The organism is Dactylosporangium sp. NPDC051484 (genome assembly GCF_040689395.1).
In the GTDB taxonomy this organism is placed as follows: Bacteria; Actinomycetota; Actinomycetes; order Mycobacteriales; family Micromonosporaceae; genus Dactylosporangium.
Map to the genome: position 1 here is coordinate 33,513 of NZ_JBFAZX010000039.1, position 15,469 is coordinate 48,981.

Annotated in this window: 15 protein-coding genes and 2 pseudogenes; 8 read left to right on the forward strand and 9 right to left on the reverse strand. The window is 68.4% G+C overall.

Annotated elements, in window-relative coordinates; translation table 11 throughout:
* Positions 1-27 precede the first annotated feature (27 nt).
* From AB0367_RS34990 to AB0367_RS35000, 3 genes are all read left to right on the forward strand, one after another.
* Positions 28-1,389 (forward strand): GDSL-type esterase/lipase family protein, encoded by a 1,362-nt coding sequence (locus AB0367_RS34990; protein ID WP_366230790.1) that lies wholly within the window; start codon positions 28-30, stop codon positions 1,387-1,389.
* Positions 1,390-1,447: 58 nt separating this feature from the next.
* Positions 1,448-2,881: a PfkB family carbohydrate kinase gene (locus tag AB0367_RS34995; RefSeq protein ID WP_366230791.1), complete on the forward strand. Its 1,434-nt coding sequence runs from the start codon at positions 1,448-1,450 to the stop codon at positions 2,879-2,881.
* 238 nt (positions 2,882-3,119) lie between these two features.
* Positions 3,120-3,512: a hypothetical protein gene (locus tag AB0367_RS35000; protein WP_366230792.1), complete on the forward strand. Its 393-nt coding sequence runs from the start codon at positions 3,120-3,122 to the stop codon at positions 3,510-3,512.
* A 104-nt stretch (positions 3,513-3,616) separates the two neighbouring features.
* On the opposite strand, the gene AB0367_RS35005 is transcribed toward AB0367_RS35000, so the two are convergent.
* Genes AB0367_RS35005 through AB0367_RS35015 form a run of 3 tightly spaced genes read right to left on the reverse strand, consistent with a single transcriptional unit; the run spans position 3,617 to position 5,369 of the window.
* Positions 3,617-4,459 carry a helix-turn-helix transcriptional regulator gene (locus AB0367_RS35005; RefSeq protein ID WP_366230793.1) on the reverse strand — a complete coding sequence of 281 codons (843 nt, stop codon included), beginning with the start codon at positions 4,457-4,459 and terminating at the stop codon, positions 3,617-3,619.
* Positions 4,456-4,989: a DUF6879 family protein gene (locus tag AB0367_RS35010; RefSeq protein WP_366230794.1), complete on the reverse strand. Its 534-nt coding sequence runs from the start codon at positions 4,987-4,989 to the stop codon at positions 4,456-4,458. Before AB0367_RS35010 ends, AB0367_RS35005 begins: the two co-directional genes overlap by 4 nt.
* Positions 4,980-5,369 (reverse strand): hypothetical protein, encoded by a 390-nt coding sequence (locus AB0367_RS35015; RefSeq protein WP_366230795.1) that lies wholly within the window; start codon positions 5,367-5,369, stop codon positions 4,980-4,982. The genes AB0367_RS35010 and AB0367_RS35015 overlap by 10 nt, the downstream gene beginning before the upstream one ends.
* A gap of 218 nt (positions 5,370-5,587) precedes the next feature.
* Here AB0367_RS35015 and AB0367_RS35020 point away from each other — a divergent pair, with 218 nt between their 5' ends.
* The 3 genes and pseudogenes from AB0367_RS35020 to AB0367_RS35030 form a co-directional block, all read left to right on the forward strand.
* Positions 5,588-6,523: a hypothetical protein gene (locus AB0367_RS35020; protein WP_366230796.1), complete on the forward strand. Its 936-nt coding sequence runs from the start codon at positions 5,588-5,590 to the stop codon at positions 6,521-6,523.
* Between the two features lie 183 nt (positions 6,524-6,706).
* Positions 6,707-7,012, forward strand: coding sequence for a hypothetical protein (locus AB0367_RS35025; protein ID WP_366230797.1), 306 nt, complete (start codon positions 6,707-6,709; stop codon positions 7,010-7,012).
* A gap of 7 nt (positions 7,013-7,019) precedes the next feature.
* A pseudogene (locus tag AB0367_RS35030) lies at positions 7,020-7,288 on the forward strand (DDE-type integrase/transposase/recombinase); the annotation flags it as partial.
* Positions 7,289-7,399: 111 nt separating this feature from the next.
* Here AB0367_RS35030 and AB0367_RS35035 read toward each other — a convergent pair.
* Both AB0367_RS35035 and AB0367_RS35040 read right to left on the reverse strand, forming a co-directional pair.
* A complete protein-coding gene (locus AB0367_RS35035; protein ID WP_366230798.1) occupies positions 7,400-9,034 on the reverse strand; it encodes an amidase in 1,635 nt (544 codons plus the stop codon).
* Positions 9,031-9,339: a hypothetical protein gene (locus AB0367_RS35040; protein WP_366230799.1), complete on the reverse strand. Its 309-nt coding sequence runs from the start codon at positions 9,337-9,339 to the stop codon at positions 9,031-9,033. The genes AB0367_RS35035 and AB0367_RS35040 overlap by 4 nt, the downstream gene beginning before the upstream one ends.
* Positions 9,340-9,563: 224 nt before the next feature.
* On the opposite strand from AB0367_RS35040, the gene AB0367_RS35045 reads away from it, so the two are divergent.
* Both AB0367_RS35045 and AB0367_RS35050 read left to right on the forward strand, forming a co-directional pair.
* Entirely contained in the window at positions 9,564-10,094 is a 531-nt protein-coding gene (locus tag AB0367_RS35045; RefSeq protein ID WP_366230800.1) for a hypothetical protein, read from the forward strand.
* Positions 10,095-10,551: 457 nt separating this feature from the next.
* Complete coding sequence (locus AB0367_RS35050) at positions 10,552-11,616, forward strand: hypothetical protein (RefSeq protein ID WP_366230801.1); 1,065 nt, start codon at positions 10,552-10,554, stop codon at positions 11,614-11,616.
* 18 nt (positions 11,617-11,634) lie between these two features.
* On the opposite strand, the gene AB0367_RS35055 is transcribed toward AB0367_RS35050, so the two are convergent.
* From AB0367_RS35055 to AB0367_RS35070, 4 genes and pseudogenes are all read right to left on the reverse strand, one after another.
* Entirely contained in the window at positions 11,635-12,570 is a 936-nt protein-coding gene (locus AB0367_RS35055) for a DUF3883 domain-containing protein (protein WP_366230803.1), read from the reverse strand.
* Between the two features lie 113 nt (positions 12,571-12,683).
* Complete coding sequence (locus tag AB0367_RS35060) at positions 12,684-13,340, reverse strand: DUF6308 family protein (protein WP_366230804.1); 657 nt, start codon at positions 13,338-13,340, stop codon at positions 12,684-12,686.
* Positions 13,341-14,007: 667 nt separating this feature from the next.
* A pseudogene (locus AB0367_RS35065) lies at positions 14,008-14,103 on the reverse strand (transcriptional regulator); the annotation flags it as partial.
* Between the two features lie 575 nt (positions 14,104-14,678).
* Entirely contained in the window at positions 14,679-15,341 is a 663-nt protein-coding gene (locus AB0367_RS35070; RefSeq protein ID WP_366230805.1) for a hypothetical protein, read from the reverse strand.
* Between the last annotated feature and the right edge of the window lie 128 nt (positions 15,342-15,469).

Sequence of the window (15,469 nt, forward strand, 5' to 3'; positions counted from 1 at the left end):
CCGACCCGTTTGCGAGGCACGAACCACATGACCTCCGTCCAGCACCACATCAGCGCCGACTTGCGACAGCGGCACGGGACAGCGATCCGCATCGGCGACGACTGCGACCTCGCCGCCGACGTCGCCGTCGAGATCGACGACGGTGGCCTGCTGGTACTCGGCGACCGCGTCTCCATCCGCCGCGGCACCACCATCCAGGTCCACCGCGGCGCCACCATCACCATCGGCGACGACGTCGCGATCGGCGAGCACGTCTTCCTGTCCGCCATGATCGGCATCCGCATCGGCGCCGGCGTCGGCATCTCGAACATGGTCGACCTGCACGACCACAGCCACCGCGACCGCAGCACCACCAACGTCCCCGACGGGGACCTCAAGCCCTGGGCGAGCGGGTTCGCCGGCGCCCCGATCATCATCGAGTCCGGGGCGGTGCTGTCCAACAAGGTCACTATCACCGCCGGCGTGCGGATCGGACAGAACGTCATCGTCGGGGCGAACGCCGTGGTCACCCGGTCCGTCCCGCCGAACACCGTCGTCGCCGGCGCGCCTGCTACGGCCGTCCGCACCTTTGACGGCCCCATCCGTGCAATGGTCGAACGACACACGGTCCGGTTCGGCTGGTTCGGCACCAGCGTCATGGAACACCTCGAAGGCCACAGCCCTCAGCTGGTCAACCAGGCCAACCTGCCGCCGGTCGGCTCCACCGTCCCGGTCGTCGCGTGGCGCAACCGCGGCTATGTCCAACGTCTGCAGCTCGCGTTGCAAGTCGACTGGCCGCACCTCGACATCGTCTTCGCCAACCACGGTGAAGGCGGCGCCACCTCCCGAAACATCCTCCGCACCGTCGAGGCCCACATCGAACCCGGCGCCATACCGCTCGATCTCGCCGTCTTCGGCTGCGGCATCAACGACGTCTGGCGACGCTTCCAAGGCCGCCACGCCGAAGCGGTCGACCCTGACGAGTACGCCGCCAACTACCGCCACATCCTCGCCCGGCTCATCGGCACCGCCCGGCAAGTGCTGTGCATCGGAGAGACACCGTTCGGCTGGGATTCTGACCACGACATCGCCGCCATGAACCTCGAACTCGCCCGCTACAACACCATCGCCGCCGAGGCGGCCACGGCCGCCGGCGTCCCGTTCCTTGACATCTGGCCGACGTTCGTCACCACCGCCCGCCAGCTCGCCACCGCCGAACCCGGACTATCGCTGTGGAGCGACGGCGTCCACCTCTCCGAACTCGGCGACACCCTCCTACTCGGCCTCGTCACCGACCACCTCCGCGAGCAGGACACCATGCGCACGCTGAGCCGCTACCACATCTTCGAACGCGACCAAGCGCAGGCCACGTACCGGCACTTGTTCCGCACCGGCACCTCGGGCGACTGACCAGCACGCAATACCCCCGACAGCAGCGTTCCTGCCCCGATATGCGACAGGAGGCCCTGTGAACGGTCCACTGGTCATCGTCGGCGACACCATCCTCGACCGCGACATCGACGGCACCGCCCACCGGGTCAGCCCGGACGCCCCCGCCCTCGTCCTCGACGAGCAACACACCGCAGAACGACCCGGCGGGGCAGGGCTCGCCGCGCTGCTCGCCGCCCGCGACGGCGTCGACGTCATCCTCGTCACCGCGATCACCGACGATCCCGCCGGCGCCCGGCTCACGAAGCTGCTCACCACCGAAGGCATCCAGCTGTGCGTGATCCCAGCCAGCGGCCACACCCCTGAGAAGATCCGGCTCCGCGCCGACGACCAGGTGCTGCTCCGGCTCGACCGGGGCAGCACAGCACGCACCCTCGGCCCGCTTCCCGCGGCCGCGCAACGCGCGCTCCAGGCAGCCGCCGGAGTGCTCGTCAGCGACTACGGCGGCGGCATCGCCCAGGAACCAGCCGTCCGCGCCGCGATCAGCACGACCCGCGCCGGGATCGTCTGGGACCCACACCCACGCGGTCCAGCACCCGTCCCCGGTACCCGCCTGGCGACCCCGAACCAGCATGAGGCCCGCCATCACACCGGCAATACCACATCCGTATCCGGGCTCGCCGCGGTGATCCAGGACGGCGACGCCCTGCGCCGCCGATGGAACGTTCAAGCCGTCGCGGTGACCATAGGCGCGGCAGGAGCGGTCCTCTGCCAGGGCGACCCCGTCCCGCTCATCGTCCCGACCGAACCGGCACGCGTCCGGGACACCCGCGGTGCCGGCGACCGATTCGCGGCCACCGCCGCCATCGCCCTCAGCCGTGGTGCCCTCATCACCGAAGCCGTCGAACACGCCGTCAGCGACGCCACCCGCTACGTCGCTGACGAACGCTGCCGACCTCAGATCGGCAACGCCGAGACCACCACGTACGTCGCACCCAACACCGACCTGGCCAACGCACAGCAGCTCGCCGACGGCGTGCGTGCCCGCGGTGGAACCGTCGCGGCCACCGGCGGATGCTTCGACCTGCTCCACACCGGACACATCGCCACACTCAACGCCGCCCGGCGCCTCGGCGACTGCCTCATCGTCTGCCTCAACTCCGACACCAGCGTCGCCAACCTTAAAGGCCCCGGCCGGCCAGTCATCAGCCAACATGACCGCGCAGCAATGCTCCTCGCCCTGCGCTGCGTCGACGCCGTCGTCATCTTCAACGAGCGCACACCCATACCCACCCTCAACCAGCTCCGACCAGACATCTGGGTCAAAGGCGGCGACTACACCGCCACCGGCATGTCTGAAGCCCAGCACCTGCAACGCTGGGGTGAACAAGCCGTGACCGTCCCCTACCTCTCCGGCCGGTCAACTACCACGATCCTGACCAGGGCCCACCGAACGAATCCTGCGGGCGCCGAACCAGAGGCCGACGGCCACGGACGACCCTCAGCACTTTGACCCTCCAGGTAACAGCTCAACGTGCGATCCCACGGGGACAAGCTGGAGGCCGGTGTCGATCCTGGCGACATGTCCCGACACTGGCCGGCCCGTGCAACGTGTGGAACAGTGCGCCACATGCATTCGATGTCCGTCACGTACCAGCGCAGGTACGGCGGTGTCTGGGCTGTGCTCCTATCCACCGGGGAGCAGTTGACCGTCGAGGCCGGCGGTGACGAGGCCGGGCTGGCCGAGGCACGTGCAGCGGCTCGGCGGCATGCCGATCGCAGCGGAGCGGGTCGACACCAGCACCGGCGGCATCGAATGGCACGGGCTGCGGTTCGAGCCGCTCCCCACCACATTTGGCATAACGGACCCATCGCCAGCCCAGCTCGACCAGCTCACCGCATGCTGGCAGCACTACCGGACGAACCTCCCACCAGACATGCGCATCGAGCTGTACGGCAACCGGGCCCGCATCGAGCCGGGCGCGTTCGGCGCCCGCGCGGAGCTGATCAACACACTTGGCGGGTTTCTGGCGAGCGCTGTGCCCGACGAGCACTCGTGCTGGGGCCACAGATTCGGGGCCTGGATCACGCCCGGGAGCAGTTCAGTCTCGGTATCGCATCTGCCTTTGCGAGCAGGTCGTTGACGGCGGTGAGCGGGAGGGACGGTGGCCGGTTCCCATGCCCGGCAACCGGCCATTCCTCAGGCACCCCGGGCGCGTCTCCGGCGGATCGAGCCTGTCGGCTGCGGCTATGCGATCGGGTTGCACGCCGCGATCACCGCTCGGGCGTCCTGGCCGTATACCGCGGATTCCTGCAGCCGCTCGAATCTTTGTTCGAAGGCCGCGATTTCGCTGCGCTGGGTGATGGTCAGTTCGGCGGAAGGTGTCTCGACCCGGACGGTGCCCTGATCGAAGATCCAGAACCCGGCGGACGGCCATATCCTGCGTTCGCCCATCGCGGGCACGATGCCCAGGCTGACGCGCGGTAGCGACGCCAGCGCCAGCAGCCGGTCGAGTTGGCCGCGCATCGTGTCGGCGCTGCCGACACGGGTGCGAAGCGCCTGCTCCTCCAGGACGACAAGAAACCGCCGATCGCCTGCATACAGGTTCTGCTGGCGGTGTAGGCGGGCCGCCACTGCGGCGTCGAGATCGTTGGGTATCCGGTTGAGCTCGATGGCGGTGGCGATCACGGTGGCGGCGTATTCGGCGGTCTGGAACAGGCCAGGGACGATGCCGGACTCGTAGATGCGAAAGAGTGTGGTGCGCTCGTGCAACGCGTTGCGCGCCTCCTGACTGTGGCGCATGCCCGTGCTCAGGGAACGGCGCCACTCCACATACATCAGGTCGATCGCCCGTACCGTGGCGATCAGGTCGGATGTCTGGCTGTCGGCGCCGCATGCCTGGCACCACAGGCGCAGGTCGTCTTCACTCGGCGTCTGTATGCCGTGCTCCAACTTGCTGATCTTGCTGAAATGCCAGCCACAGCGAGCAGCAAGCGCTCGCCCCGACAGGTTCGCATCCTTGCGGATCTCCCGGAGGCGAGCGCCGAGCGCCTGCCTGGCGTGCTGTGACGGGCCGGCCAGTGCAGTCAATGCGGTGTGTACTCGTGGTGCGGTACGGCAGCCGACCACACCGACTCGAACGCCGACCGGCACAGCTGTATGGTCGCGGCGTCGGTGACCAGCTGCCGCTCCGCGATGTCGCCCTCGCCGGTGAAGACCGAGAACACCACCATCGTGTCGTCGAAGAGCCAGAAGTCGTTGCCCGGCAAGGCGATGGCCGACGCTAGCCTCCGGGGCAGCCATCGGATCTCCTCGCCGGCGTCGATGTTCGTGCCGGTACCGGCCCACTCGAAGCGGATGTAGTCGCTGACCGGCTCGGAGATGATCCGCGCGCGACGTACGCGCCTGCCGGTCGCCGTCACGCTGCGGACGAGGTCCAGCCAGTACCGCCTGTCAGGTCCCGGTGATGCGTCGTCCTTGCGCTGCCCGGTCGCCAGGAATGCCGCGAAGCGTTCGGCCTCACTGTGGATGGCGTAACTGTCGCGCATCTCCAGATGCACCGCCTCGTGGGTGCAGTTGGCCAGCAGGGCGTCGCGTGCCTCGGCGGTGGTCAGTTGCACGCCGGTCCTTCAAGTAGGGCGACGATGGCGGCCTTGGGCACCTCGACGGCGTCTTCGTGCCCAGGGATGGCCATCCGGTTGCGAGCGGCATCGTCGGACAGACGAGGCCCCTGAATGATGTAGTTGCCGTTCTCCCTGACGCGCACGATGGGCGGCCTGCGGTCCGTCACCGCGCCGGACACCCCGTCCTCCGACAGGAACTCCAGGAGGCGGGCGTACACCTCCACCACGATCTCACCGCCAGGGATGTCGAGCCTGGCCAGGACTTCCTCGTCGGTCACCGTGTACCCCTGCACGACATAGCTGTCGCGGTCGGTGGCGTACAGGGTAGGGCTTTCGCCGTTCTCGGACGCCTTCCCCAGGAACGTCAGTCGCACCACATGCTCCAATCTTCGGATGTGTCAGCGGTTGCTGCACTGCTGCCAACTGTTGGGGGACTGCGCGAACAGGTCAAGCATTGTTGCGCGAAGTTGCTCGGGATCCTCGGCACGGTCCAGCCGGCGCCAATCCGGCGCAACAACGTTCACATCGATCGGCCGCATCCAATACCGTCCGGATCGATGAACGTCAGCGATAGATCGCGTGTTGGGAGGCCATCGTGGTGACGATCCTGCACCCAGACTGGTGTGTGGGCGAGGTCGGGGGTTGTACCGGCCCGTCGCATAGATCCGTCGAGGTCGTTGTGCCTGGTGATGAGATCTCCGGTGTCGAGGTCGCCGTGTCGCTGTGGCAGAGCAATGGCGGTCGGGGATTCGTGCAGCTGATGATGACGCCGTTGTCTTACGACGCGACAGACCGGGAGCTGGCCCTGATGCTGGCCGACGCGGTTGCGCCAGGGCGCGCTGGAGGCGGGGTCGGGGCAGGCGATGGCGTCTTGCCGGTGTTCTACCAGCACTCCGATGATCCGGAGTTGATCATTGAGCCGCATGGGCATGACCTGACCCTCGGCCAGGCCGAGGTGCTCCACCAGGCGCTGGGCCGACTGCTCGGGCAGGCACGGACCGCCCGCCCCGCTACGGCGGGGACAGCCCGACCGTCGAGCCGGCATGCGGCCGGCGCCGAGATCGTGGTGGAGCGGGTCGACACCAGCACCGGCGGCATCGAATGGCACGGGCTGCGGTTCGAGCCGCTCCCCACCACGTTCGGCACAGCGGACCCGTCACCGGCACAGCTCGACCGGCTCACCGCGTGCTGGCAGCACTACCGGACGAACCTGCCACCGGACATGAAGGTCGAGTTGTACGGCAACCGGATCCGCATCGAACCGGGCGCGTTCGGCAACCGCGCGGAGCTGATCAACAAACTCGGCGGGTTCCTGGCCGACACCGTGCCCGACGACCACGAACTCGCGCTCGGGCCACAGGTCCGGGGCCACGATCACGCACGGGAGCAGCTCCGCCGAACCTGCGCCCTGCCGGTACCGGACGGGTTCATCCGGATCGTGCAGGAACTGAACGGCTTCGAGGAGGACGGCTCGATCGGCGCCATCTACCTCGTCCTCAAGGACCGCTGGGACATCGACCGACCGTTCTAAACCAGCCGGCCACCGCGGCGAACGACCTTCCCCGCAGGCTGAGGCCGATGGCCGCCAGACCGCTGGCAGATCATCCGCCACACCGACGCGGCCACCCGGCAACGCCGCGTCCCCGACGAACTGCTCGCCAACGCCACCACCGACGAGGACGTCGCCGCGCTACCGACACTCAACTGCTGGGCGGTGACCGTCTGCGTGGCCGGGTCGTTGGTCGCGGCGATCGGCGTCTGCGTCCGGCAGGCCGGCAGCGAGGGGGTGGCAGCCACCTTCCCGTTCTCCCATGGATTCGAGGTGAGCGCATTGGAAGAGACCGACGAGCCGGTCGAACTGGTGGCCGGGTCGCCGCGCTGGACATCGGCCAGGCCACAGGGCTCTGTTGCATTGAGCGTTGGCATGATTGCGGCATGCTTGACCAGTGAAGCTGACGGCCCGTCCTCATCCCTGGCTGCCACCGAAGTCGGCGTTTGCCGGGTTCCGGTTTCCGCCTGAGGTGATCATGGTCGGGGTGCGCTGGTACCGTACCTGCGCTACAACCTGTCCTACCGCGACGTGGGAGAACTGCTGGTCGAACGCGGCGTCGAGATCGGCCACGTCACCGTGTTCCGGTGGGTGCAGCGGTTCACCCCGCTGCTGGCCGACGCTGCCCGGTTCTGCCGCCATTCACCAGGCGACAGGTGGCACGTTGACGAGACGTACGTCAAGGTCAACGAAGTTTGGCGGTACGTCTACCGGGCGGTCGACCAGTACGGGCAGGTCATCGACGTGCTGCTCTAATTCATCGCGTCGCGGTCGCGGCGAGCACGGAAAGTTCGTTGGCGCTCGCCGCGTGGGTCCGGCTCGGATGCGGAACCCACGCGGCGGCTCGTCAGCCTTTCGTCAGGCGCTGGTCGCGGCTGCCTCCTCGGGGGTCAGGCGTAGCGGGCCGGCTGCCGCAGCCGTAGCCGTGAACATCGCCGCTTTCGTCGCCGCCGGCGCCTTGGGCGTCGGATCGGCCGGGCGCCGCGTGTGCCAGTCGGTCACGGCCTGGTACGCCGCGGCCACCTCCAGCAGGCGGTCCTCCTCGTACGGGCCGGCGCCGAGGATGGTGCCGACCGGTACCGCCGGATTCGCACCGACCGCGGTAAACCCGATCGGCAGCCCGAGCTCCGGCAGACCGAGGATGTCGAAGGGCACCGGGCCGGTCTGCAGCAGCACGTCGCACGAGGTGAGCACGCCGTCGAGCACCTCTCGCAGCAGGTGGTGCTTGGCCCGCTGGCCCGTGATCCACTCGTCGCCGGACAGGAAGAGGCCCTGCAGCCAGCTCAGCAGGGAGACGCCGAACAGCTTCGGATCCTGCTTCAGGTACGGCAGGAACGGCTCCGTGCGCTCGCTGAGCCTGATGTTGTTGAAGGTGCCGGTCAGCAGGCTCCAGTCGGCCGGGTAGGTCACGTCGACCACCCGCGCGCCGGGGATCGTCGCGAGCGTGTCAAGGAATGCGCGGCGCAGCGCCAGCACGCCCGCGCTGCCGCTGGTGAGGTAGTCGGGGGGTACGCCGATCTTCGTCGGGCGGCGTAGTTCGACGCGGCCCTTGCGGCGCACGGGCAGCGCCGACGTGATCAGGTCCGGCACGCCGGGCAGGCCGAGCGTGCGCGGATCGTTCGGGTCCGACCCGGCGAGCACGGTGAGCATGATGGCGGCGTCGAGCGCGTCGCGGGCGAGGGGGCCGCTGTGGTCGCGGGTGTACGACAGCGGGATGACGCCGTGGATGGACGTGCGGCCCATCGTCGGCTTGAGGCCGGTGAGGTTCTGCTGGTTCGATGGGTTCACGATGCTGCCGCCGGTCTGCGTGCCGATCGAGGAACATGCCAGGCGCCCGGCCACCGCGGTCGCCGGGCCGGTGGAGGAACCACCCGGGTCGACCGACTGGTCCTGCGGCGTCCAGGCGTTGACGCTCGTTACCGTACCGTTGGGAGTGGTGGCCCGCGTCGTGGCGAGGGGCCCCATCTGGCCCTTGCCGACGACGATGCCGCCGGCCGCCTTGAGCCGCGCGACCGCCGTGGCGTCGTACCGTGGGACGAAGTCGCGGAAGATGAACGAGTTGGCGGTGGTGAGCACCCCGGCCGTGAAGTAGTTGTCCTTGATGCACAGCGGAATGCCGCTGAGCGGGCCGGTCCGGCGCCGGTCGGCGGCCTTCGCCTCGGCCCGTGCGGCGTCCGGCGTCGTGGCGTTGAATGCCTGGTACGTGGTGTCGAACCGGGCTATCCGGTCCAGGTGAGCCTCCACGAGGTCGACGGCGCTCAGCGAGCGGCGCCGCAGCAACGTGGCGGCCTCGGCGACGGTCGCCTCGGTCGGGTCGTTGCGCGCCTCGGGCCGCACGGCGACGTCGGGCAGCTCGACCGGCCGTTGCCCGCTCCCGGTCAGCGCGGGTGCCGCGCTCGAAGCCGCGGCCGGCAGTGCGGTCACAGCGGCGGTACCTGCGGCGACGGCCGCCGACCGGGCGAGAAACGACCGCCGGTTCATCTCGCGGTTCATCGTCCGGCCACCTTCCCCGTCACTCGCCCGGTCCAGGCTTCGGTGATCGACGGATACTCCAGCGGCGGGTCGAGTTGTTGGCCCTGGGCGGCGTCACCGTCACCGGGCCGCCACGAGTTGATGACCGCCGGGTTGTTCAGCAGGAACGACCGTAGTGAGTCGAGGACCTGGGCCTGGGTCGGCGCGCCCGTGACAGGGTCGGACACGGTCGGCAACAGGTTGATGTCGACGCCCGAGATGGCGAGCCGGGCAACGATAAACGCGTTGAGCTGGTCAGTGGACAGCGATAGTGGACCAACGGCCATGTGCAGCCTCCGTAATGCGATGTACTCGGCGGCACGGGGCCGCCCGATGAAGATCGCAACCGGCGGGGGTTTCTTCGCCGCGACACGGCCGTAACGATCATGTTTCTCGGTTCCAGCAGCGCGGCCGGAGTGACGAAGAACGCCAACCATTGACGTCGGGGCAGCGGCCATGACAACGACGCGGGCCGGGTCCGTTGCGTTGAGCGTTCCCTGGTCAGGCAGGCTTGAGCGGTGAAGCTCTCGAACCGTCGGCGTCCGGCTCTGCCACCGCGTTCGGCGTTTGCCGGGTGGTGGAGCGGGTCGACACCAGCACCGGCGGCATCGAATGGCACGGGCTGCGGTTCGAGCCGCTTCCCACCACGTTCGGGATAGCGGACCCGTCACCGGCACAGCTCGACCAGCTCACCGCGTGCTGGCAGCACTACCGGACGAACCTCCCACCAGACATGCGCATCGAGCTGTACGGCAACCGGATCCGCATCGAACCGGGCGCGTTCGGCAACCGCGCGGAGCTGATCAACAAACTCGGCGGGTTCCTGGCCGACACCATGCCCGACGACCACGAACTCGCGCTCGGGCCACAGGTCCGGGGCCACGATCACGCACGGGAGCAGCTCCGCCGAACCTGCGCCCTGCCGGTACCAGACGGATTCATCCGGATCGTGCAGGAACTGAACGGCTTCGAGGAGGACGGCTCGATCGGCGCCATCTACCTCGTCCTCAAGGACCGCTGGGTCCTCGACCGACCGTTCTAACAGTGGTGTCGGCGGCCTATCGCCTTCAAAGCGATCGCCCAAGCCATCGCCGCGGCACTCGGTGGCGGGAAGAAGGGTGGTGGCGGCAATGACGGCGGCGGAAGCGAGGGATGGGGCGGGGTCGGCTCCGTCAACAACCCGAGCGACGGACCCAGCGGCAGTGCCGAAGGATCCCGCCAGCTCGTTTGGTGCATGGACTACGGCCTCGGTCCATGTCTCATCGCCGCGTAGGCCGCCCGTGACGCCAAGATTGCCACCGCCAAGCGGGTCAAGGAACCAAGCTCCCGAAGGGTGTATTTAATGCATTCCGCCGCTGTACGGCTCGCGGGACTCGAACATCGTCTCCACAACAACCCCGTCGTAGCAGCCATCGGAGACGACGAGACCAGCTGGTTTGACAGTTTCCTCGGTTCTTGGGGGATCTACACTATCGACACCGATCAGGAGCACCGCATCAATGATCGGCTATGGGGATCGGCCACAGACCAGATCTGCGACAGGATTGGCAGGCTTGATACATCAAGTGCATTCGGCTAACGATAAAGCACAGGGTGTCGGGCCGTTTCGGCTCGGCACCCTGTGCCGCCGCCTCAGCATCGGCCTAGCAGCCCTGATCATGGCCAGCGGCTGCGGGCTGACCAGCCTCGCCGCCGTAGACAGAACCGACACCGACCCGGTATGGCTCACGGACGGCTGGGTGTACTTCCTGCACCAGGACAGTTCGGATGCACCCTGGCAGATCTGGCGCAGGCGCCCCGACGGATCCGCCGCCGGCCTTTTCGCCGCAGTGAAGCCCGACCCCTGTCCGGCGTCTGCCTCGGTATTCCTCTTCGAGGGTTCGAGCGGCCGTCTCGGTGCGGGATACAGCTGCGACTTCACTCGGCTCGACACGACCCTTGTGGAGTACTCAGCCGACGGCCGCGAGACCACCACTCTGGCGATCCAGCCCACGGCACGGGCTGCCTCGTGGCGGGGTGGCCCGTCGGCCGCCTACCTCGAAGTCCTCAACTCCTCGTGCTGGGGGATCGTCCCCATGCGCAACGGAACCCCCTCGGTCTTCCCCGCACCGGTCACCCTCGCGGGGTTGAGCTGGCCGCTCGATCCCGCCAGCTCCGCCAACAGGTGCGACTCCCGTGGCATCAGCCGCGCACCGGCGGTGACCCGGGACGGCAAGACGGTGTATTTCCTCATCAGTGCCGCCGGGGGAGCGAAGGTCGGCCAAGACGTCGGGTCAATCCCGTGGCGGCTGGCCAGCTGGGTGACCGGAGAACCGCAGCCGTCCATCGGGACCGATGTACTCGTCGGGGCCAGCTCACTGGTGCTCTCCCCGGACGACAAAACGGCCGCCGTTGCCGTCGATGGACCCGGCGGCCCCCACCTGCTCACCATTGCGCTGGCCACAGGCCAGACAAAGCAGGTCGGGGCGAGAATCAACGCCACAGGGCTGAGCTTCTCTCCGGACGGCAAGCAACTGATCGCGTCGACCGTCGAGGGTGACCTGACAACCGTCTCGCCCGACTAAGCCCGTCTAGCGGCACTCCTACGACTTCGGTGGGACCTCTACGGGCAGCACGCTGTCAAGGTCCGCCCGGAAGACGTACGGCGTTGCGGCCGCCACAGCCTGCTCCCGACTGAACTCGCTGATCTCACAGCTGGCGCTCAGCGCGTGCGTGACCACCAGTAACACCCAATCGTGCTCGTTCGTGGCGGCACGTATCTCGTTGGCGGTGAGCAACACCGTGGGCCGACTCCCGCTGACGCCCTTGACCTCGATCTTGGCGGTCCTGCCGTCGGGATGCGTACAGGAGAGATCCCAACCGAGTTTCTCCCCGCTGACGTCCTCGACGCTCCAGCCCTCGTCTTCATACGTCCGAACGGCTGCGTCCATTGCGGCGTCTTCAACTGCCTGGTTCTGCAACGGATCGCCGAAGCCGGCGCCCCGATCTGTCACGGTGATCTCGGCGAACGACCCCGGCGGCTCCGGCCATGCCCCGAGCAACCTCTCGAGCCTGGCCAGCTGGTCCACCGAAACCCACGACGGGTTACTGCCGCTCGGCATTCGTTGGACCTCAAGGTCGTCGATGCCCGCCGCGCGCAGGTCGGCATCGGTCATCGGTGCGTCGAGCCGGAGCGGGATGTACACCGGCACGCAGTACCTGACCGCCCGTCGGGCGTCCTCGTCGAGCCAGTAGCTGAACTCGTCCTCTTCCTCGGCAAAGCCCGCCACGCCGCCGGCCTCGCCCGTGACATAGCCCGCACCCCAGATCCCCCTCGGGAACCTCGACTGCGTCCCAGACAGCCAGAACAGAACCCGGTCGCCGGGCTGCATCATGTCGCTGCGGTAGTTCCGATGCAGCGACCACGTGTCGAGGACGAGATCGTTGCCATCGTCGACGAATCCGGGAAAGTCCCACACCAGCGGGTCACACTTGATCAGCCACGAACCGAGATTGTCAGCTCTGATCGCTCTCGCCATCGCCGCCCCCTGTCCTCCTCACTACGTGATGATCTCGCCTGGAATGCGCAAGGTGACGCTGAAGGCGGCATCGCCCGCGCACCTCGACGTTTCGCGCTCTGAGCCGTCGGGTGTCAACGGGAGGACTGGTGGGGTTGGCCGCTCATCCAGGCCAGCACATCAAAGACGCGCAGTGCTGAGATCGACGGAGGCAGGCCGGCGGCGGCGCGCAGCCGTAGCAGCCGGTGGTGCAGTGCCGAACCGTCCGCCCTCAGTGCCTGGTGCAGTGCCGGCCAGAATACGGCCGGAGCTCCGACGACCTCCCGCACGACGCTGTCGTAGATCGGGATCAGCCGAGGCCGTTTACGGGCCAGCAACTTCCCGGCGGTGACCCAGTCGACGCCGTCGATCGTGCAGAGCCGATCGTGCAGCCGCCACGCAGGCCACTGCGATCCGCCAGCGAGCTCACTATCCGGCAGGTCGGCCAAGTCGTGGTCCGGGCCGATGTGCTTGAGCAGGTCGTTGAACTCCTCGGCCCGGTCACACAGCAACGCGCCTACGGTCTCAGCGGTGACCTTGATGCTGAGGAAACGCAACGCAACGAGATCGTCCGCGGTGAACCGGTCGGTGTCCCGCGCCCGGGTACCGGTGGAGTCCCAGTCGTCGAACCGCGCGCCGGTGTAGGCAACACCAAGCGGACGACCACCGTCCCGGCGGTAGTAGGCCCGCAACAGCGCCACCGCTCGTTCGTCATCGTTAGGTTGCAGCGCCTCCGGCAGTTGCCATGTCACGGCGGCCACGGTATGCGGCGTGCTCGCGGATCGGGAGCACCAACCAGTCCGACAAGAACGGCAAACGGCCAGCCGTTGCCTGACACCCCCGACCTCGGACCAGGAACCGTGCGGCTCACCGACGACACGCGCCTCGTGGCAAAGCAACGAATCTGCGCAACTCGCCGCGCCCGGCTACCCACCGACGCCGCAGCTGGACACCGTGAGAGCCATTCCGATGCACCCGTCGCTCCGCCGCTACGGCGTCTCCGCCCAGACGACGACGTCACTGCTGACCGGGCTGACCGGACCACCCGGACGGGTGCCGGCGAGGTCGACGGTGTAGGCGCCCGGGGGCAGCCCCTCCACGGTGACGTTGCCGGCGCCCGCCGGGTCCAGTTTGGGCAGCCGTGCGTCGGCGAGCTGGCCCTACCGTGCCGCTTCGTGACCACCTGCAGGTACTTGTTAGCCTCGGCTCTTCAGTAAGCCCGGCCGCGGTTCATGATCAGAAATGAGGAGGTGCCTCCCCCATCTGGGATGATCTGGCTTGCCAGCTGGACCACCGAGCCGAGCCCCTGGATCCCGCCCGACGCGGAGCGCGACATCTGGAACCGCACCGCCGGGTAGCCCGCGTCAGCGCGACTCGACGACCAGGTCCAGCAGGTCTCACAGATATGGGACGGCGCCGCATCGACATGAGCTGCAGGCGGACCAGATCGCCGAGGGAATTGAATGCGGGCGCGAGCACGGTCGCGGTCTCGGCCGACCGCCGCCACTGGGCGATCGGCGGGCAGCACGGAGCCGAGCTCCTTGGAGACGATGCCCAGCATGTTGAGCACGGCCGACTCGTCGTGGTTCGACAGCTCGAGCGCGCGCCGAAGCACCGGCGTCGCCTCGGCCACCGTCCGGCTCAGCGGCGACAGTCGGCGACGTCGACCAAGGCCCAGTCAGCCGCCGGTCGCGGTCCGGGCCGGACGGCCTCGCGTCGAGGTCGGCAACGGCCTGGCGCAGGCGGACGTAGCTCACCTCCGGATCGTCGCGGTCGCGCCCGATCCGGGCGATGGTGAGCGCCACCTCGGCGGTGAGCGCTGGCGGGCACGGCAGCGCCCGGTACGCCTGCCTCGCCGCCTCGTCGAGGCCGCCCCGGCCGTACCAGAACCGGGCGAGCCGAAGCCGCCGGCCCACTCACGACCCCAGACGGCCCACCGGGTAGCGCTCGTCACAAATGAAGATCAAGAAACTTGTGTAATCCCCCTGGGGCACGGTCCTCTTCAATCTCTCCAGCTTCGACACCTGGATTATCGCCAACGTCTCTCTACCGCCACGGCCAGGAGTATCTTCCCAAAACGCCTGCACCGGTCAATCGTCGCCTTGCCGGAGCCCTGCGGCCGATAGGGCCGCATGAATGCCTTGCCGCACTTCGCTGTGGAAATCCTCGGCCAGGAGGTCGCCGGCGAAATCGCAGCCGGCGAAGTGCCCGATGGCCTGACCGACCTTGAAGCCGGCCAGGGCGAGCGATCCGTCCCGGGCGGCCTGCCACAGCACGTCCAGCGCCCGTGGCTCACGCCAGTTCACGATGTCGGCCACGGCCTCGGCGCGGATCTCCAGATCCTCCGACTGGTCCAGCACCGCCGTGGCGAGGCGGTCGGCCCGCCAGTCCCATTCGAGGCCGCCCTCCGGGCCGAGGTCGGCAAGGAACTCCGCCGGCGGGCGGTATTCATGCTCGCCCACGTAGTGCAGGATCATCATCGGAGCGGAGTAGATCGCTCCCCCTCGGCAGTAGTAGCGATACTCGCCGTTGCCCTGGAAGCGCGCCGGCGCCGGACAGAACTCGCATTCGTGCCATCCGAGCGAGATGCTGACCAGGTTCCACGACGCGGCCCGCAGCCGCGCCCGGCCCGGATCGTCGAGCCGACGGGAACCGCCGCCCTGGATACCGAGCTGCGGGCCGAGCCAGCCGACGCAACGCATCGGCATCGGCAGCTCGCGATAGACGTACGGCGACAGATCCGGGTACTCCACATTGCCTCCACCACTCTGCACCCGGGCCGGGGGGGGCGCCCCGGCCGCCCGCGGGGGGGGACAGCCCCGGGGGGGCGCCCGCGCGGCGGGGCAGCGGGGGGTACGCGGGCGCCACCGCGGGCGCACCC